This is a genomic window from uncultured Brevundimonas sp., assembly GCF_963975535.1.
In the GTDB taxonomy this organism is placed as follows: Bacteria; Pseudomonadota; Alphaproteobacteria; order Caulobacterales; family Caulobacteraceae; genus Brevundimonas.
Map to the genome: position 1 here is coordinate 114,425 of NZ_CAXBHE010000007.1, position 19,572 is coordinate 133,996.

Annotated in this window: 12 protein-coding genes; all 12 read left to right on the forward strand. The window is 68.6% G+C overall.

Annotation, left to right across the window (positions count from 1 at the left end; genetic code table 11):
- Positions 1–11: 11 nt before the first annotated feature.
- The 12 genes from AACZ75_RS11325 (at position 12) to AACZ75_RS11380 (ending at position 19,529) form a co-directional block, all read left to right on the forward strand.
- Positions 12–1,283: a TolC family protein gene (locus AACZ75_RS11325; protein WP_339872962.1), complete on the forward strand. Its 1,272-nt coding sequence runs from the start codon at positions 12–14 to the stop codon at positions 1,281–1,283.
- Positions 1,280–2,788: an efflux RND transporter periplasmic adaptor subunit gene (locus AACZ75_RS11330; RefSeq protein WP_339872963.1), complete on the forward strand. Its 1,509-nt coding sequence runs from the start codon at positions 1,280–1,282 to the stop codon at positions 2,786–2,788. The genes AACZ75_RS11325 and AACZ75_RS11330 overlap by 4 nt, the downstream gene beginning before the upstream one ends.
- Complete coding sequence (locus AACZ75_RS11335) at positions 2,785–5,934, forward strand: efflux RND transporter permease subunit (RefSeq protein ID WP_339872964.1); 3,150 nt, start codon at positions 2,785–2,787, stop codon at positions 5,932–5,934. Before AACZ75_RS11330 ends, AACZ75_RS11335 begins: the two co-directional genes overlap by 4 nt.
- Complete coding sequence (locus AACZ75_RS11340; RefSeq protein ID WP_339872965.1) at positions 5,931–6,335, forward strand: copper-binding protein; 405 nt, start codon at positions 5,931–5,933, stop codon at positions 6,333–6,335. The genes AACZ75_RS11335 and AACZ75_RS11340 overlap by 4 nt, the downstream gene beginning before the upstream one ends.
- A 183-nt stretch (positions 6,336–6,518) precedes the next feature.
- Entirely contained in the window at positions 6,519–9,068 is a 2,550-nt protein-coding gene (locus AACZ75_RS11345) for an NAD-dependent epimerase/dehydratase family protein (protein WP_339872966.1), read from the forward strand.
- A 187-nt stretch (positions 9,069–9,255) separates the two neighbouring features.
- Positions 9,256–9,783, forward strand: a complete 528-nt coding sequence (locus AACZ75_RS11350) for a hypothetical protein (protein ID WP_339872967.1) — start codon at positions 9,256–9,258, stop codon at positions 9,781–9,783.
- A gap of 31 nt (positions 9,784–9,814) precedes the next feature.
- Complete coding sequence (locus AACZ75_RS11355) at positions 9,815–10,096, forward strand: hypothetical protein (protein ID WP_339872968.1); 282 nt, start codon at positions 9,815–9,817, stop codon at positions 10,094–10,096.
- Between the two features lie 475 nt (positions 10,097–10,571).
- Positions 10,572–10,955, forward strand: coding sequence for a copper-binding protein (locus tag AACZ75_RS11360; RefSeq protein WP_339872969.1), 384 nt, complete (start codon positions 10,572–10,574; stop codon positions 10,953–10,955).
- A 455-nt stretch (positions 10,956–11,410) separates the two neighbouring features.
- Positions 11,411–12,115, forward strand: coding sequence for a DNA repair protein RadC (gene radC, locus AACZ75_RS11365; RefSeq protein WP_339872970.1), 705 nt, complete (start codon positions 11,411–11,413; stop codon positions 12,113–12,115).
- 7 nt (positions 12,116–12,122) lie between these two features.
- A complete protein-coding gene (locus AACZ75_RS11370; RefSeq protein WP_339872971.1) occupies positions 12,123–13,016 on the forward strand; it encodes a toprim domain-containing protein in 894 nt (297 codons plus the stop codon).
- Positions 13,017–13,067: 51 nt separating this feature from the next.
- Complete coding sequence (locus tag AACZ75_RS11375) at positions 13,068–15,110, forward strand: chromosome partitioning protein ParB (RefSeq protein ID WP_339872972.1); 2,043 nt, start codon at positions 13,068–13,070, stop codon at positions 15,108–15,110.
- Positions 15,111–15,266: 156 nt separating this feature from the next.
- Entirely contained in the window at positions 15,267–19,529 is a 4,263-nt protein-coding gene (locus tag AACZ75_RS11380) for a strawberry notch family protein (protein ID WP_339872973.1), read from the forward strand.
- Positions 19,530–19,572: the final 43 nt, after the last annotated feature.

Sequence of the window (19,572 nt, forward strand, 5' to 3'; positions counted from 1 at the left end):
GGAGCTTCGTCGTGTTGAATTCAATAAACGGTCGGGCGCGCCGCGTCGCGCCGATCTGGGTCCGTGTGGCCCTGGTCAGCTGTGCGCTGGTCGCCGCGAGCGCCGCGCGCGCTGAACCCCTGACCTATACGCAGGCGCTGGCCCTGGCGCGTTCAGACGCCCCGGGCGTGCGCGCCGGTGCCCTGGGCGTGGCGGCGGCGGAGGCCTCGGTCGAGGCGGCAGGACGCCTGCCGGATCCGCGGCTCAGCTTCGGTCTGGACGGCTTTCCGGTATCGGGTCCCGCGGCCGGGCGGTTTGACGGGATCGAGATGACCAATGTCCAGGTCGGCCTGCAGCAGGAGGTGCCCAGTCGCGCGCGCCGTCGGGCTGAACGCCGCATTGCCGAGGCTGATATCGGCGTGGCCCGGGCGCGGGAGGACATCACGCTATGGGATGTCCAGGTCGCGACCGGTCAGGCCTGGATCGACCTGTACTATGCCGAACGGCGACTGGCGGAGATGGACGATGTGCTCACCGCCCTCGACCCTTTGTGGGAGACGGCCCCGTCGGGCGTCGCCTCGGGAGCGAGCCGACCGGCGCAGAGCCTGGGTCCGGTTGAGCTGCGCGCCGCTCTGGATGATCGACGTGACGGCCTGCGGGTCGATCTCGTCCGGGCGCGGGCGGAACTGTCACGATGGACCGGCGATCCGATGCCAGGCGTCACTGGATCACCGCCTTCCATCGACCTTGAACCCGGTGTGTTCGATGTCGATCTCGACCGGCTTCCGACCCTGCGCGCCTACGGCGCGGTGCAGGACCGGGCCGATGCCGACCTCGATCTGGCCCGGGCTGCCCGCCGACCCGACTGGTCGTTCGAGGCCGGCTACGCCCGCCGCGATCCGATGTTCGGCGACCTGGTGTCCGTCGGTGCCAGTGTCAGCCTGCCCCTGTTCCAGGGCAGTCGCCAGGCACCGGTGATCGCGGCCCGCGCCGCCGATGCCCGGCGTGTTTCCGCCGAGCGGGAGGCGGTGGAACGTGAGTGGGCGGCGACCCTGAAGGGCGACCTCGCCGAATATGAGGTGGCCCGGAGCCGCTGGATCCGGGCGCGGGACGTGGTCCTGCCCAACCTGCGCACGCGCGCCGATCTCGAAACCGCAAGCTACGGCGCGGGTCGGGCCGGGATCATGGAGGTGCTGGACGCCTTCACCGCCCTGGCCAATGGCCGACTGGATGCTCTCGACAAGGAAGCCGATGTGGCGCGCCGCGCCGTCCGATTCACCCTGATTTATGGAAACGACCAATGATCCGGTTTGAGCACAAGAACCTGAGGCTGGCGGCTGCGGCCGCCGGTCTGATCATCATCGGCGGTGTGGCCGGTCTGGCGCTGGCCCGCTTCGGTCCGGGCGGTGGGGACCCCGTCGCCACCTCTGCGGGCGAGCGTGAGGTCCTCTACTGGTATGATCCCATGACCCCGGGCCAGAGGTTCGACAAGCCGGGCAAGTCGCCGTTCATGGACATGCAGCTGGTGCCCCGATACGCCGATGAGGAGCCAGGCGCGGCGGGCGTTCGCATTGATCCCGCCCTGGTCCAGAACCTCGGCGTTCGTTTCGCCACCGTCCGGTCGGGGACCCTTGAGGGTGATCTGACCGCCAGTGCGGTGGTGGACTACAATGAACGTGACGTCGCCGTGGTTCAAACGCGCGCCAGCGGCTTTGTCCAACGGGTCTATGGACGCGCGCCCGGCGACGTCATCGCCGCCGGCGCTCCACTGGCCGACCTGCTGGTTCCGGACTGGGGCGGAGCCCAGCTCGAATACCTCGCGGTCCGGCGCACCGATGACGCCGCCCTGATCCAGGCGGCGCGCCAACGGCTGCTTCTGCTCGGCATGCCGGAGTCCCTGATCTCGGCGGTCGAGCGCTCGGGTCGCCCGCGCACCACGGTGACCATCACCAGTCCGATTGGCGGGGTCATTCGAACTCTCGGCGTGCGCGCCGGCATGACCGTGCCGGCGGGTCTGACCCTGGCAGAGGTCAACGGCCTGTCGACCGTGTGGCTCAACGCCGCCGTGCCCGAGACCCTCGGCGGCCAGCTACGGGTTGGCCGCTCGGTTGAGGTGACCCTCGCGGCCTTCCCCGGGGAACGCATGAGCGGTCGACTGATCGCCCTGCTGCCCGAGGTGGCCAGCGACAGCCGGACGCTGACCGCGCGTATCGAACTGCGCAATCCGGGCGGCCGTCTGCGTCCGGGCATGTACGGACGGATCGCCTTCGGCGGATCCTCGACACCGGCCCTGCTGGTGCCGTCAGAAGCGGTGATCCGCACCGGTCAGCGCAATCTGGTCATGCTCGCCGGAGAGGGCGGGCGTTATCAGCCCGCAGAAGTCCGGGTCGGGCGCGAGGCCGGAGGTCAGACCGAGGTCCTCGCCGGCCTGCGCGAAGGCGAGCGGGTCGTGGCCTCAGGCCAGTTCCTGTTCGATTCCGAGGCCAGTTTGTCCGGCGTCGAGGCGCGCAGCCTGGAACAGGCCCGGGCTCCATCGGCAGCCCCAACTCCAGCTCCTGCTCCGGCCGCAGCCCAGACCCCGGTCTACCGGACAAGCGGCCGGGTCCAGGTCATCGAAGGGCGGTCGGTCACCCTGGCGCACGGACCCGTACCCGCGCTGCAATGGCCGGCCATGACGATGAACTTTACGGTGGCAGACTCGGTCCCACTGGCAGGCATCTCCGTGGGAAACCAGGTCGATTTCACCTTCGACTTGGTCGGCGGCAAGGCCACGATCCGTAGTGTGACCCGGCGTGAGACGGGCCAATGATCGCCGCCATCATCCGCGCCTCGGTCAAGGCCCGCTTCCTCGTCCTGATGGCCACCTTCGCCCTGGTCGCCGCCGGTCTGTGGGCCGTGCGCAACACGCCGGTGGACGCCCTGCCGGACCTGTCCGACGTGCAGGTGATTATCCGCACCTCCTATCCCGGCCAGGCCCCGCAGATCGTCGAAAACCAGGTCACCTACCCACTGGCGACCACCATGCTGTCGGTGCCCGGAGCCCGCACGGTGCGGGGCTATTCCTTCTTCGGCGACAGCTATGTCTATGTGCTGTTCGAGGACGGGACCGACCTCTACTGGGCCCGCTCGCGGGTGCTGGAATACCTCAGCCAGGTCCAGGCGCGCCTGCCCGACAGCGCTCGACCCGCGCTCGGTCCGGACGCCACGGGTGTCGGCTGGGTCTATGAATATGCGCTCGTCGACCGCACGGGCCAGCATGACCTGTCGCAGTTGCGCAGCCTGCAGGACTGGTTCCTGCGCTATGAGCTCAAGACGGTTCCCGGCGTGGCCGAGGTCGCCAGTATCGGTGGCATGGTGCGCCAGTATCAGGTGGTGCTCGACCCCACCAAACTGGCCGCGTTTGGCGTAACGCACCAGCAGGTCGTCGCGGCGATCCAGCAGGGCAATGGCGAGGCCGGCGGGTCGGTCCTGGAGCTGGCCGAAACGGAATATGTTGTTCGCGCCAACGGCTATCTGACCACGCTCGACGATTTCCGCGCCGTACCGATCCGTACGGCGGCCGGCGGCGTGCCGATCCAGCTGGGCGACGTGGCCACCATACAGATCGGCCCCGAAATGCGGCGCGGCATCGCCGAGTTGAACGGCGAGGGCGAGGTCGCCGGCGGGGTGGTGATCCTGCGTTCGGGCGAGAATGCCCAGGCGGTGATCACGGCGGTGCGCGAGCGGCTGGAAACCCTCAAGGCCGGGCTGCCGGCGGGGGTCGAGGTTGTGACGGTCTATGACCGCTCACACCTGATCGACCGCGCGATCGAGAATCTCAGCACCAAGCTTATCGAGGAGTTCATCGTCGTCGCGCTGGTCTGCGGCCTGTTCCTTTGGCACGCGCGCTCGGCCCTGGTTGCCATCATCACCCTGCCCCTGGGGGTGCTGGCGGCCTTCATCCTGATGCATCTGCAGGGCGTCAACGCCAACATCATGTCGCTGGGCGGCATCGCCATCGCCGTCGGAGCCATGGTCGATGCGGCCGTGGTCATGATCGAGAACGCGCACAAACACATCGAGCGATGGGATCACGAACATCCCGATGAGGTTCTGGCCGGCGAGGCCCGCTGGCGGGTGATCACCGAGGCCGCGGCGGAGGTGGGACCGGCCCTGTTCCTCAGTCTGGTGATCATCACCCTGTCGTTCATTCCGGTCTTCACCCTTCAGGCCCAGGAGGGGCGGCTGTTCGCGCCGCTGGCCTTCACCAAGAGCTATGCCATGGCGGCGGCGGCGATCCTGTCGATCACCCTGGTGCCGGTGCTCATGGGCTATCTGATCCGCGGACGGATTCCAGCCGAGCAGAGCAATCCGATCAATCGCTGGCTGACCCATATCTATCGTCGGCCGCTCGACTGGGTGCTGCATCGTCCCCGCACGACCCTGTTGATCGCGCTCGCGGTGTTCGCCAGCTCGGCCTGGCCGATCAGCCAGCTGGGCGGTGAGTTCATGCCGCCGATGGACGAGGGCGACCTGCTTTATATGCCGTCGGCCCTGCCGGGTCTGTCAGCGGCCAAGGCGTCCGAACTGCTGCAGCAGACGGACCGCATGATCCGTTCTGTGCCCGAGGTGGACACCGTGTTCGGCAAGGCCGGACGAGCGGACACGGCCACAGATCCGGCACCGCTCGAGATGTTCGAAACGACCATCCGCTTCAAACCACGCGATCAGTGGCGTCCCGGTATGACGCCAGAGAGATTGGTCGAAGAACTGGATGCAGCCGTGCAGGTCCCCGGTCTGGCCAATGTCTGGGTGCCGCCGATCCGCAACCGCATCGACATGCTGGCCACCGGCATCAAGAGCCCGATCGGTGTCAAGGTCTCCGGTGCCGATCTTCAGGCCCTCGACCGGATCGCCGCCGAGGTCGCCGAGATCGCGAAAACCGTCCCGGGCGTCAGCTCGGCCTTGGCCGAACGCCTGACGGGCGGACGTTATATCAATGTCGACATCGACCGTCAGGCGGCCGGGCGCTACGGCCTCAACATCGCGGACGTCCAGAGCATCGTCGCCGGGGCCGTCGGCGGTGAGACCATCGGCCAGACGGTCGAAGGCCTGGCTCGCTATCCGATCAGCGTCCGCTATCCCCGCGAAATCCGAGATAGCCTGGCGGAGCTTCGAGCCCTGCCGGTCCTGACGCCCTCGGGCCAGCAGATCACCCTCGGCACGGTCGCGACCCTTCAGGTCGCGGACGGCCCGCCGATGCTGAAATCGGAAAACGGCCGTCCCACGACCTGGGTCTATATCGATGTCCGGGGCCGGGATCTGGCCTCGGTGGTCGGCGATCTGCAAACGGCGGTCACAGATCAGGTTCAGCTGAGTCCGGGCGTGACCATCGCCTATTCCGGGCAGTTTGAATATTTGACCCGTGCCGCCGAGCGGCTGAAGATCGTGGTCCCGGCCACCCTGCTGATTATCTTCGTCCTGCTGTATCTGACCTTCGGACGCTTCGACGAGGCGGCCCTGATCATGGCCACCCTGCCGTTTGCCCTGACCGGCGGAGTCTGGCTGCTGTATCTGATGGGCTATCACCAGTCGGTCGCGACCGGGGTCGGATTCATCGCCCTGGCCGGACTGTCCGCCGAGTTCGGGGTGGTGATGCTGATCTATCTGAAGACGGCGCTCAACGACCAGGGGCCAAACCCGGGGCCGGATCAGGTTGAGACGGCCGTGCGTGAGGGGGCCCTGTTGCGGGTGCGTCCCAAGGCGATGACGGTGGCCGTCATACTGGCGGGCCTGTTCCCTATCCTGATCGGCCACGGTGCCGGCTCGGAGGTGATGAGCCGCATTGCCGCGCCCGTCATCGGCGGCATGCTGACGGCACCTTTGTTGTCCATGCTCGTTATCCCCGCAGGCTATCTGCTGTTGAGACGCCGCAGGTCCCGTTCGAAAACGTCACCCCAAGGAGAAACACCATGAACCATGCCCTTATCCTGTCCGCGGTCGCTGCCCTCGGCCTGAGCGCCTGCGGTCAATCCGAGACCGCGCCGGCCACCGACCCGGCCCCCGCTTCTGAAATGCCCATGGCGTCGAACGCGTCCGGCATGCCGATGGCACCGGATATGTCCGGCATGCCGATGGCGGGAGGGCAGGCCGCCAAGACCGGTGCCGGCACAGGCACGATCACGGCTGTCGATGCCTCGGCCGGCACCGTCACCATCGATCATGGCGCGATCCCGGGTGTGGGCTGGCCGGCCATGGCCATGACCTTCTCGGCCCCGGCCGCTGTGCTGGAGGACGCAAAGGTCGGAGACCGGGTCGCCTTCGAAGTCTCGGTGCACGACGGGGTCAATGAGGTCACCGCCCTGCGCCCGCAGTAGTCGGGTGCCCCGGCCGGGCGGAACGCCCGTCGTAGGACGGGCCTGAACAAGGAAGAAGCGCGATGATGGATGGAAAGGAATGGGCTGGATGATGGGCGGCATGGGGCTGGTCAGCCTTCTGGCGATCGTCTTTCTGGTGCTGGCGATCGCGGCCCTGATCAACTATCTGCGAGGGCGCGGCTGATGGCGACGCCGGCCAGTGACCGGCCGGTCGTCATCGTCACCGGCTCCAGCGGTTTCATCGGTTCGGCCCTGGTCAAACGTCTGGCCAATCGGTTCCGGGTGATCGGTTTCGACCGCGACCTGCCGCCCCATCCCCCCGCCGACGCCGAATGCGTCTGCATCGACCTGGCGGATGACGCCAGCGTCGAGGCGGCGTTCGACCGGGTCCGGACGGGATACGGGCGCAAGATTGCTTCGGTCATCCATCTGGCGGCCTTCTTCGATCTCAGTGGCGAGCCCGACCCGCGCTACGAGGCGGTGACGGTGCGTGGAACCGGCCGCCTGCTGGACGCCCTCCAGGCCTTCGCCGTCGAGCAGTTTGTCTTCTCCAGCACCATGCTGGTGCACCAGCCGACGGAGCCGGGCCGGCCGATCGACGAATCCGCGCCGCTCGACGCGAGTCTGCCCTATCGCGAATCAAAGGTTCTCACCGAGGCCCTGATCCGCGAAAAACGCGGCAAGATTCCCGCCGTCTTCCTGCGGCCGGCCGGCATCTATGACGACAGCGGTCACTCCGCCTTCCTGGCCCAGCAAATCGCCCGCATCTACGAGAAGCGGGCCAGCGCGCGGGTCTATCCGGGCAGTCTGGCCACCGGCCAGCCCTCCCTGCACCTCGATGATCTGATGGCCGCCATCGAGCGGGTGATCGATCGACGCGCCGATCTTCCCGAGGTCTTTCCGGTCCTGCTCGGCGAGACCGATGTGATGACCTATGACGAAATCCAGCGCGATCTGGGTCGGCTGATCCATGACGAGGCATGGGAAACCCTCTCCATTCCCAAGGCCGCCGCCAGGGCCGGAGCCTGGGCGGAAACCGCCGTCTTCGACGAGGACAGTTTCATCCGGCCCTGGATGGTCGACATCTCCGGGGACCACTACGAACTCGATCTGACTGCGGCGCGGACCCATCTGGGCTGGTCCGCGAAACACAGCCTTCGCAAGAGCCTGCCAACCATTGTCGCCGGGCTGAAGGCCGACCCTTTCGCCTGGTATCAGGCCAACCGGCTTAATGCGGCCCGGGTCGCCGACGACAAGGTCGAGGCGGCGGCGTCGCGGGCCCACGCCATGAAGCCGGCCGAACACAGCCGGATGCTCGCCGATCACGCCCGCTCCATGCGTGGCATGCATTTCGACATGCTGTGGGTGCATTGGCTGACCATGGGGCTGGGCCTGTGGCTGGCGACGGTTCCCTTGATATTCGGCGTCTTCACCCAGACCGAATTCTCGACCGCGATTCTGATGGTCACCGAGGAACGGAACCTGTGGGCCCCCGCCCTTCGCAACGCCCTGAGCGGCTGGAACGACGTGATCTGCGGCGTCCTGATCATGGTCTTCGCCGGGTTTTCCATGTCGCCCAGGGGCGGCTGGGCCCAATGGGCCAACGCGGTGATCGGTATCTGGCTGCTCGGCGCCGCCATCCTGTTCTGGACGCCGAGCGCGGCCGTCTACAGCAACGACATGCTGGTCGGCGCCCTGGTGGTGGCCCTGACCATCCTGATCCCGATGATGCCGGGGATGAGCATGGAAGGGATGATGGACGAGACCGACACCCCGCCGGGCTGGAGCTACTGTCCCTCGACCTATCTCCAGCGCGTGCCGATCATCGCCCTGGGCCTGATCGGTCTCGTGCTGTCACGGATCCTCACCGCCTACCAGCTGGGCCACATCGACGGGGTCTGGGAGCCGTTCTTCAATGTTCCCGGACCGCTCAACGGAACCGAGCACATCATCACCTCCGACATGTCCAAGGCCTGGCCGGTGGCCGACGGCGGGGTCGGGACCATCACCTATATGACCGAGATCCTGATGGGCGCCATGGGCGGCCGGGCGCGCTGGCGCACCATGCCCTGGATGGTGCTGTTGTTCGGCATCGTGGTGGTGCCGCTCGGCGTGGTCAGCATCTATTTCATCATCGCCCAGCCGATCGTCATCGAGACCTATTGCACCCTGTGCATTGCGGCGGGCGTCGCCATGCTGGTCATGATCCCCTATTCGCTCGACGAACTGGTGGCCATGGGACAGTTCATGGTGCTGAACACCCGTCGGGGACGGCCCTTCTGGCGCGCCTTCTTCCGCGGCGACGCCCTGCCCGGGAGCACGAAAGATCGCCGCCCGGGGTTCGCGGACGGCTTCCCGGCCGCCGCCGCCTCGGCGTTGCGCGGCGTCAATGCGCCATGGACCCTCGTCGTCTGCGCCGGCCTCGGGGTCTGGCTGATGTTTTCCCGGACGTCGCTCGGATCGGTTCCGCCCATCGCCGACAGCGATCATCTCGTCGGTGCCCTGGTCGTGACGGTCGCCATCATCGCGATGGCCGAGGTTGCGCGACCATTGCGGTTCGTGAACGTCCTTTTCGGACTCTGGTTGATCGCCGCGCCATGGCTGCTCCAGGGATCGAATGTCATCGGCGATGTCGCGGGCATGGCCGCTGGTGTGGCGCTGATCGGATTGAGCCTACCGCGCGGGCGTCGCAGCCAGGAGCACTACGGAAGTTGGGATCGGCTTATCGTCTGAGCGGTCGTCTCATCGCCGCGCTTTGATACAGATGTGGCTTGCCGAACGAAGAGAGCTATACACTGACGCGCCCGGGGCCGGAGGCGACACGAGCCGGTGTGCGGGCACTGAACGGACGATGTCGGAGCTTCGGCGAGGTTAAGGACTCTGCAACAAGCGCGTAAAGATTCAATAGATCCGGGGCCAGATGACGATGCGTAAAACCGACCCGACAAATCGTGTAATCGATCGGTCAAGCGTTCTCCGCCAGGCGATCGATCTGCCGGAACTAAACTTTGCAGTATTCGCCTTTTTGCTGAACTTCCCATGGGAGTTGCTGCAGATAACCTTGTACGTCGGCATGGCCGAAGCGCCCCACTGGGCCGCTACCAAGGTCTGCGCTTTCGCCACACTCGGCGATGCCCTCATCATGGTCGGCGCTTATTGGATGGCAGCGTTCGCGGCGCGCTCGCGCCAGTGGTTCGTCAAGCCGCGCCAGTGGCCGATCACAGTCTTCTTATTGGCGGGTATTGCCATAACGATCGTGCTCGAACGTTTGGCCACAGGTCCGCTCGACCGCTGGCAGTATGCCGGCACCATGCCGGTCGTGCCGTTTCTGGGGGTAGGATTGACGCCTCTACTGCAATGGTTGGTCCTTCCCCCTCTATGCTTGTGGTTCGTGGGTCGCCAAATTCCTGGCCCGCAGTCCAGAATCTCCAAGGCAATCACTTGTTAGCGATAGCGACCGGGTAGATCTTGAAGCGTCGGTGCGGTCCTCAAACCCTCGCTTCCGTGCCTACGTCGGAATCGAACGGAGCCTTCAGGATCGGGCAATCCGGAGTGGAGCCGTCGGCGCAGCGGGCGACCCTCTCGACGAGCACTTCGTCCATCTTTCGCGGGTCTTGGGGGCTCATCTCATGGCGCCGAACATGGACGAGGTTTTCAACCTGTTCGCCTTGGCGATCCGCCATGGGCTGACCGCCGATGACCTTAAATCGCCGATGCTCGCCTATCCGACCGGGGCCTCGGACATCGGGTACATGCTATGATTGGTCGCGGCGCGTATGTCGGACGGAAAGCCGACTCGTCGACGATCGGCCAGCGAGGGGCCAGCGCGCGCGGGATCCAGCAGACGCCGATCAGCTTGACCCCGTTATATTCAATACCAGCGCCCAGCGCACCACAGCGCACCACAGCGCACCACAGCGACGCCATGCGAAGGCGCAGGTTCCTTCCGATGACCGCGCCGATCAGCACGGCTGCGGCGTGGAGGGGACGCCCGGATCGGTCGCGAGCGGTTTGGGCGCGCTGGCTAAGCAACGGAGGGATTGTTCGAGCGGTCCATGGGCACGGTCCTAGCCAGTTCGCCTTGCTGACAATCTGAATTTGGGCTGACGGCGCCTGCCCCGTGGTCGGCGGCATGTTCACGGCGCTTTTGTTCTCGATGCTCATTATTTATGCGAGTTTTCTGCTGCTGAGACGCCGCAGAGTCCGTTCGACCCCTGTTCCTCGACGAGACACACGATGAAGCGCCGCATTATCCTGATGTTCGGTCTTACCACTGTTTTGACCGCCTGCGGTCAGCGGGCGGAACCCGAAACCCCGGCGATGCCGATGGCCGAGCCCCGATCGCCGAGGGCGAGTGTTGCGGTGGATGGCGCGTCGTCCTCCCCGGCCGCCGAGGCCAAGACCGCAGACGGTGCGGGCGTGATCACGGCCGTGGATCCGGCGGTGTCGACGATCACCATCAACCACGAACCCATCCGTTCAATCGGGTGGCCCGCAATGACCATGAAGTTCAAGGCCTCGCCGGCTGCATTGCAGGAGGCCGCGGTCGGTGACCGCATCCAGTTTGATTTGACGGTTCGGGATGGAGCAGGAGAGGTGACGGCGATCTACCCCCATTGACCGGCGGAGGCTTCGGCCTCCGGAACGCCCCGACGCAACGCGGCATCGACTTCACGCCGCGCCATGCGGATTCGATGCGTGCCGGCCGACCACGCGGATCAGGCGGTCGCGGTCGGCTCGGCCGTTGGGGCTGTGCAGTTCGGCGGCGTCGAAGTCCGAAAGCCGCACCTCGATTCAGGTGGCGGGGTCGGTGGTGTTTCCCAGGCACAGGCTGTCGCCGTCGCCGACGTAGCGCACGATGCCCGCGAAGGTCTCGCCGGCGCGCCCCGGGCAGCCGGTCTTCGCAAGGGTCAGCTCGGGCGGCGGCGGGAACGAGCAGAATCCCGGCGCAGATCAGAAGGCCTTTCATCGGCGCAGGGTGGCGCGCCGCCGACGAGAGGACAAGCCCGGCCGAAGGGAGAAAGGAAGGCCGGATGGCGGGTGCTCCGTGGTGGAGCGGAGAAGGAGAGACCGCCATGAGACCGAACCCGACCCGGGCCTGGGGCCCGGACCCCCACAGCCGTGCGCTCGCGCCGCCGACCCTGGTGCACGCGGCGCTGGATGATCAGGCCCTGCTGGGCTTGATGTTGAGCCGGGCGGTTCAGGGTCCGGACGGCGATCCCGGCAGGAACACACATCGGCTCGCCGGAGCCCTGCTGGAGCGGTTCGCGGGACTGGGCGCTGTCGTCGCCGCCGAGCCCGGCGAACTGGCGCGCGCGCCCGGACTCGACCCGGCCGCCCTGTCCGATCTCAAGCTGCTGCGTGAACTGGCGATCCGCCTGGCCCGCGATGAAACCTGCCGGCGCCCCGTAATCACCTCCTGGACCGCGCTCGTGGCCTATGTCCGGGCGGCGCTTGCGCATGAGCCCCGCGAACAGTTCCGGACCCTGTTTCTGGACCGGCGCAACAAGCTGCTCCGGGACGAACTGGTCGCTCACGGCACCGTGGACCACGCCCCGGTCTATCCCCGCGAGGTGGTCCGGCGCGCCCTTGAGCTTTCGGCCTCCGCCCTGATCCTGGTGCATAACCATCCCTCCGGCGATCCGACGCCGTCGCAGGCCGATATCCAGATGACGCGCCAGATCGTCGAGGCGGCCCGGGTGTTCAATCTTCAGGTCCACGACCATCTCGTCGTCGGCCGGGAAGGGACGGCCAGTTTCAAGGCCCTCGGCCTGATCTGAGGCCGTCATGACCCTGCACCCCATCGTGGCCGCCCTGGGCGGCGAACTCTATTGCGAGGGGCGGCGCGCCAATATCCCCGCGCCCGGCCACAGCGCCGGGGATCGTTCGGTCTCGCTTCTGCTGACCGATGACCGGGTCGTCATTCACGGCTTCGGCGGCGCCGACTGGCGGATCGTCCGCGATCAACTGCGCGATGCGGGCCTGATCGATCACGCCGGCCGACTGATCGGCGGCACGCGACCGGGTCTGTCGGCCCCCAGACCCGATCCGCATGTCCGCTTCCGGGTCGCCGCCGAGCTCTGGGCCGGTTGTCGTTCCATCCGCTCCGGCGACGTGGCGGATCGCTATCTGCGTCGTCGGGGTGTCGGCTCCGCCCTGAACCTCAGATTCCATCCCGGGGCGCCGATCTCGGTCTACCGGCCGCGCGGACGAGGCCGTCCGGCCCTTGTCGCGCGGGTCAGCGACGGAGAGGATCGGTTGACCGGGGTCGAGCTGACCTATCTGGATCCGAACGGACATCGCGCTGCGGGGCTTCGCCTGACTCGCAAGACGGTGGGCCGGGTCCCGCCCGGCGCCGCTGTCCGTCTGGCTCCGTGCGCCCCTGAGATGCTGGTCGGGGAGGGGGTGGTGACGACCCTGTCCGCCATGGATCGCTTCCAGCTTCCGGGCTGGGCCCTGATGGCGGCGAACAATCTCTCAGCCTGGACGCCACCGCCGCCGGTGCGCCGCCTGCTGATCGCCGCCGACCGGGGAGCCGCGGGCGAACGCGCCGCGGTACGCCTCCGGCGACGCCTGAAGACCGTCGGTCTTGAGGTTCGCATCCGCCTGCCGGACCCCCCGTTCGGGGACTGGAACGAGGTGGCGGTGGAGGCGGCCAAAGGAGAGGAGCGAGGACGCTGACGGGCGCCGGAGCGGCGGGGATGGGCCCCGTGGCCCGGCGGGAGAGCCCCCATGACCGACCTTGTTACCCAGCCCGTCCCGGCCGTGACCGTCGAGCGCGATGAGCGCACCGTCCGCCTCGGCGACATCGGCATCGCTCGCGAGAATCTGCGCTTCAACGAGCCGCCGGATGACGACATCCCGACCCTGGCCGCCACATTGAAGGCCGCCGGCCAGCTGCAGCGTCTCACCGTCCGGCCCGGCCGCGGCAGGAAGGAGCAGCCCTGGATGGCGTTGGACGGGCGTCGCCGCCGCCTCGCCCTGGGTCTGTTGCTGGACGCCGGCGGGATCGACGCGGACTATCCCGTCACCGTCTGTGTCGAAACCGATCCGGCCCGTCAGGCCGCGGCGGTCCTGCTCACCAACACCGCCGTGCCGGTCCATGTCGCCGACATCATCGCCGCCATCGGCCGGATGCTGAAATCCAGGCTGACGGTGTCGACGATATCCCGGGCCCTCGGCTACGCCGAGATCGACATCAAGCGCCTGGCTGCCCTGGCCGGGCTGCCGCCGGTCGCGCTCCTGGCCCTGAAGGCCGGCCGGATGACCCTCAAACAGGCCAGGCTGCTGGCCCGGCTGCCAGACACCGCCGAACAGGCCGAGCTCGCCGAGGCGGCGCTCGACGGGCACGGGTTCCAGGACTGGCGCATCACCGAGCGGCTCGACGAGGGGCGGGTCACCAGCCGGGACCGACGCTGCGCCCTCGTCGACGCGGTCAGCTATGGCGAGGCGGGCGGGCGCACCGAGGCGGATCTGTTCGGGGAACTTGCCCCCGTCCTGCTCGATCCGGACCTGCTGACCGACCTGTGGATGGCACGGGCGCGCGCCATCGCCGCCGTGTTCGAGGCCGAGGGGATCGCCGTGCATGTCACGGCCGGACCCGAGCCGGACCTGCCGGACGACCTTGAGGCCCTGGGCTATGTCTATGGTGGCCAGCTTCCAGCCGACGACATGGCGCGCTACCGCGCCGAACGGGAGACGTTCAACACGCGGGCGGACGCGGTGCGGCAGGCCCTGGCCGAGGCCCGTGATCCTAAGGCCGTCGACGCCGCGATCGTCGCCATGATCCGCGCCCGGGTGCAGGCGGACCAGACCGGTTGCGGCGGGCGGGTGGTGACGACCATGGTGTTGTGGCCGGCCGCCGGCACGGGCGTCGATGTGCGCTGCTACACGCCGCAAGAGCCGGAGATCGAGGACGCCGGATCGATCGACAGTGATCCGGCGGACCGGGCGTCGGCTCCGCCGGCCTATGTCGCTCCGGAGGCGCCGGCGCCCGAGCCTGACACCGACGGCGTCAACCACGCCCTGCATGGGGTGCGCACCGATGTGGCCACGCGCGGACTGATCCGGGCCCTGGCCGACGATCCGGGCGCGGCGTTGACGGCCCTGATCGCGCGCCTGTTCACCCTCCTGGTTCTGCGCACCCATGTGGCGCGATCCGACTCGGCCCTGGCCATCGTCGCCACGGCCTTTGATCCGGTGGACGGGCGGGTGATCGAGACCCTGGATGGCGAGGTGCGGCAGCGGCTCGATGACCGTCGTGCGGCCTGGCAGGCGTCGGGTGAGACGGTCATCGCCTGGGCCGATGGCCTGCCGCACGGCGAGAAGATGGGACTGCTGGCCGAACTGACCGCGATCAGTCTCGACGTGCGCGAGACGCGCACGAGCCTGATCCGGCGCAGCGCCCGGATGGAGGCGGCGGAGCTGGCTGCCCTGTGCGCGGCGGACATCACCCTCCACTGGACGCCGGACGCGCCCTTCCTGCAGGCCCACTCCAAAGCGCTGCTGCTGGGGATGCTCGAGAACATGGGCGCGGTCGATGAGCGGGCGCGGTCCCTGAAGAAGGCCGAACTGGTCGACTGGGTCGCCGAACAGGCCGCGTCGCGGAGCTGGGCGCCGGCCGGCCTCGCCTGGGCGGGCCCGTTGCCGGACGAGGATCGGGCAGCCAGCGACGGGGACGTTGGCAATGACGACTCCACCCTCGACGACGACGGCGTCGGGGCCTTCACCGTCACCCCGGCGGGCGAGGCCGCGCTCGGCCCCGCCGCCGCCTGACGTCGATCCGCCCGAGGACGCCGCCCCGGTTCGCGCCGGGGCGGCGTTGTCGTGCCAGCCGTCCCGTCCGTGAAAGGCGAGGGAAGGGCGAGCGGGGACGAGCCTGCAGGACCGGGAGGGAGGAGCCCTCCGCTCCAGGCTGACGGAGCTTGTTCCATGTCCTCGACCCGCACCCTGTCCCTGTTCGCCGATCCGGCCGGAGGCGACGCCGCCGCCAATGTCCTGGCCGCCGCCCGGGCGCTCGCGGCCCATCTGGCGCGATCGCGTCCGCTCGACCGCCGGCTGGTCGCCGCCGTCATGACCACCGCCTTCGGCGCGTCCGACGCCGAGGGGGCCTGGGCCTGGCGCGACGCCTATGACGCGATCGAGGCGGCGACGGTTCTGCAGATCCGGCGCCTGGCGGCCCAGGTCGGGCGTCTGGAAGATGCGCCGGCGGAGATCGCCGCCCTGCTGGCGGCCGTCTCGGCGCTGGGTCTGACCCAGACCCGACGCAGCGAGGCACAGGTCGCCCTGGACCAGTTCTCCACCCCGCCGCATCTGGCCGCGCTCGCGGTCCTGGCCGCCCGGGTCCGCCCCGGAGACCGGGTCCTGGAGCCGTCGGCCGGCACCGGTCTGCTCGCCGCGGTCGTCGAGGCCTGCGGCGGACGTCTGAGCCTGAACGAAATCGCGCCGGGGCGCGCCGATCTGCTTGACGGTCTGTTCCCCGACGCCGACCGGACCCGCCATGACGGACGCCATATCCATGACCTGAGCGCCGACAGCGGCAAGTTCGAGGTGGTGGTGTGCAATCCGCCGTTCTCGGATCTCGGCGAGCATCTGTCAGCGGCCTTCAAGTCCCTGGCCGACCATGGCCGGTTGGCCGCGATCGTCCCCCTGACCGCCCTGGAGGACGCCGGCCTGCTCCGCCGCTTCGGTGAGGCGGGACGCGTCGTGGGACGCATCGCCTTTCCAGCCCATGCCTTCGCAAAACACGGGACCTCTGTGGAGACGGGCCTGCTGGTGATCGACCGGGCCGAGGGCGACGAGGCCGCGGCGCCGCTTCAGACCCCTGACGATCTGCAGGACGCGGCGCGGAGGATCGGAGCGCTTGCGCCACGGGTCGGCGCCAGACCGCGGACGCGCCTGCCCGTGGCGACCGCCGCCCTGCTGGCACCGCGCGCGCGGGGCCTGGCCCTGCCCTCGGGCCGCCTGGCCTTCCTCGCGGGGGCGGCGCCCCTGGCCTATGATGTGCAGGCCTGGACCGGCGAGGGGCGCGATGTCGGCCTCTACCAGGCCCATGCCCTGGGGCGGATCGTCCTGCCCGCGTCCCGGCCGCATCCCTCGCCCCTGGTCGAGTCCGGACCGATGGCGTCGGTGGCCCCGCCGGCGCCGACCTATCGGCCGGTCCTGCCGCCGGCCATTCGCGATGAGGGGCGGATCTCGGACGCCCAGACCGAGATGGTGATCTACGCCGGGGAGGCGCACGCCGCGCACCTGCCCGGATGGTGGCGGCCGGATCAGGCGCCGCACCAGATGGTGCTGGTCTCCGAGGACCATGAAGCTGCTGTCCGGTTGCGCCGCGGCTTTTTTCTCGGCGACGGCACGGGATGCGGCAAGGGTCGCCAGATCGCGGCGGTCATCGCCGACAATATGTGCCAGGGACGTGTCCGGGCGCTTTGGCTGTCCCGAAACGACGCCTTGCTCGAGGACGCGCGGCGCGACTGGGCCGCGATCGGCGGGAGCGCCCACGACATCGTGCCGCTGTCGAGCTGGAAACAGGGGGACGCCATCCGGCTCGACCCGGGCGTCCTGTTCGCGACCTACGCCACGCTGCGCCAGCCGGCCCGCGGTGACCGCCAATCCCGCCTCGACCAGGTCATCGCCTGGCTGGGCGCGGACTTCGACGGCGTCATCGCCTTCGACGAGGCCCATGCCATGGCCAATGCCGCCGGCGGCGGCAAGGGCGCGCGGGGAGCGAAGAAGGCCTCGCTTCAGGGCATGGCCGGCCTCGCCCTGCAGAACCGGGCGCCGGACGCGCGGGTTCTCTATGTCTCGGCGACCGGCGCCACCACGGCCGAGAACCTCGCCTATGCCGCGCGCCTGGGTCTGTGGGGCGGTCCGGAGGCGCCCTTCATGTCGCGGGCGGATTTTCTGGAGGCCATGGACCGCGGCGGGGTCGCGGCGATGGAGCTGGTGGCGCGCGAACTCAAGGCGCTGGGGCTCTATGTGGCGCGCAGCCTGTCATTCGAGGGGGTCGAATATGAGCCGCTCGTCCATCCCCTGACTCCGGACGATATCGCCATCTGGGACGCCTGGGCCGACGCCTTCCAGCTGATCCACGCCAATCTGGCCGAGGCCTTGAAGGCGGTCGGCGTCAACGACGAAGAGGGGAAGGCCAGAAGCGGCCAGGTCGCCTCGGCCGCCCACTCCGCCTTCGAAGGTGCCAAGCTGCGCTTCTTCGGTCACCTGCTCGCCGGCCTCAAGGCGCCGAGCCTGGTCGCCGCCATCCGGGAAGATCTCGCCTCGGATCGCTCCGCTGTGGTCCAGATCGTCTCGACCAATGAGGCGGTGATGGAGCGCAGGCTGTCGTCCATTCCGCCGGATGAGTGGAATAACCTCTCCATCGACCTCACCCCGCGCGAATATGTTCTCGACTATCTGCGTGAGGCCTTTCCGGTCCATCTGATGGAGGCGATCGAGGACGGGGACGGCAACGTCACCATGGTCCCCGTCATGGACGGCAGCCGGCCCGCTGTCAGTCAGGAAGCCCTCGCCCGTCGCCAGGTCCTGATCGAGCGTATGGCCTGTCTGCCCGCCGTGCCGGGCGTGCTCGACGCCTTGCTGGAAGCCTTCGGCACCGACGCCGTCGCCGAGATCACGGGCCGGTCGCGGCGGGTGGTCGTGCGCGACGGTCGCAGGCTTGTGGAACGGCGGGGAGGCTCGGCGGCGCGCGCCGAGACCGACGCCTTCATGAGCGGTCGCAAACGGGTGCTGATCTTCTCCGACGCCGGAGGCACCGGGCGCAGCTATCACTCCGACCTGTCGGCGGCGAACCGGCAACGCCGGGTCCATTATCTGGTCGAACCGGGCTGGCGCGCCGACGCCGCCATCCAGGGTCTGGGCCGCAGCCACCGCACCCACCAGGCCTCGGCTCCGCTGTTCCGCCCCGTCACGACCGACATCCAGGGCGAGAAGCGCTTCACCTCGACCATAGCGCGCCGGCTGGACACGCTCGGCGCCCTGACACGCGGCGAGCGCCGCACGGCCGGCGCGGGCCTGTTCCGGGCCGAGGACAATCTCGAGAGCCCGTGGGCGCGCAGGGCCCTTCTGGTCTTCTACGGTGCCCTGGCCTTCGGTGAGCTCGGCTCGATGACGCTCGAGACCTTCATGACCCGGACGGGGCTCAAGCTTCTGGACGCCGACGGCGGCCTCAAACCCTCCGACGACCTGCCGCCGATCCACACCTTCCTGAACCGGCTGCTGGCGCTGCGGATCGCCGACCAGAACGCCCTGTTCGAGGATTTCGACCGCATCCTCTCGGGCATTCTCGAACGCGCGGCCGCATCGGGTGAGCTGGACCGGGGTCTTGAGGATATCGAGGCCGAGGAACTGGAGGTTCTGAACCAGGAGACCATCCGGACCGATGTCTCGACGGGGGCGGAAACCGCCTTGGTGACCTTTTCGCTGAGGGTTCGTCGCGACATTCTGCTCGTGGACGACGCCCTGGCCCGGGCCGCCGACATCGCCCATCAGCTCGTCGTCAACGCAAAATCCGGTCGGGCGGCGATCGCCGAACTCGGCCTGACCACCGCCACGGACGAGGACCGGCTCGTGGCGGCCGTCCGTCTGATCCGGCCGGATGGACGCCAGACCCTGGCGGAGAAGGCCTTCGAGGAATCCGCCTGGAAGCCGGCGGCGATCGATGACTGGCGCCGGGTCTGGGATGAGGAGGTCGCGGGCACGGACCCCTGGCGGCGGCGCGAGCTCACCCTCGCGACCGGCCTGTTGTTGCCGGTCTGGGGGCGGTTGCCGGCGCGGGGTTGTTCGGTGCGCCGGGTTCGGGCGCCGGACGGCCGACGCTGGCTGGGGCGGGTCCTGGACGAGACCCAGGCCCGGACGCTCAAGGCGAGCCTGGGCCTGATCGACATCGGCGAGGCCTGGACGGACGGCGACAGGACCGTCGCCCAGCTGCTCGACCGCAGCGTCCAGATCTGCCTGGACGGCGGCCTGTGGCTGAAACGGGCCCGGGTGATGGACCGCTGGCGGATCGAGGTGGTCGGCGGCCGAACCGATCGCGACGCCCTGGTCGCGCTCGGCTGCTTCGTCGAGATCATCGCCTTCACGCCCAGGGTCTTCATCCCGTTCGACCGGCCCCGGGTTCTGGAAGCCGTGTTGCGTCGCCACCCGGTGCAGTCGGTCCTCGACGGCGCGGCGGCCTGAGACCGGCCGAACGGGCCAAGGCCCCGCCCGGTCAGGAGGAGGA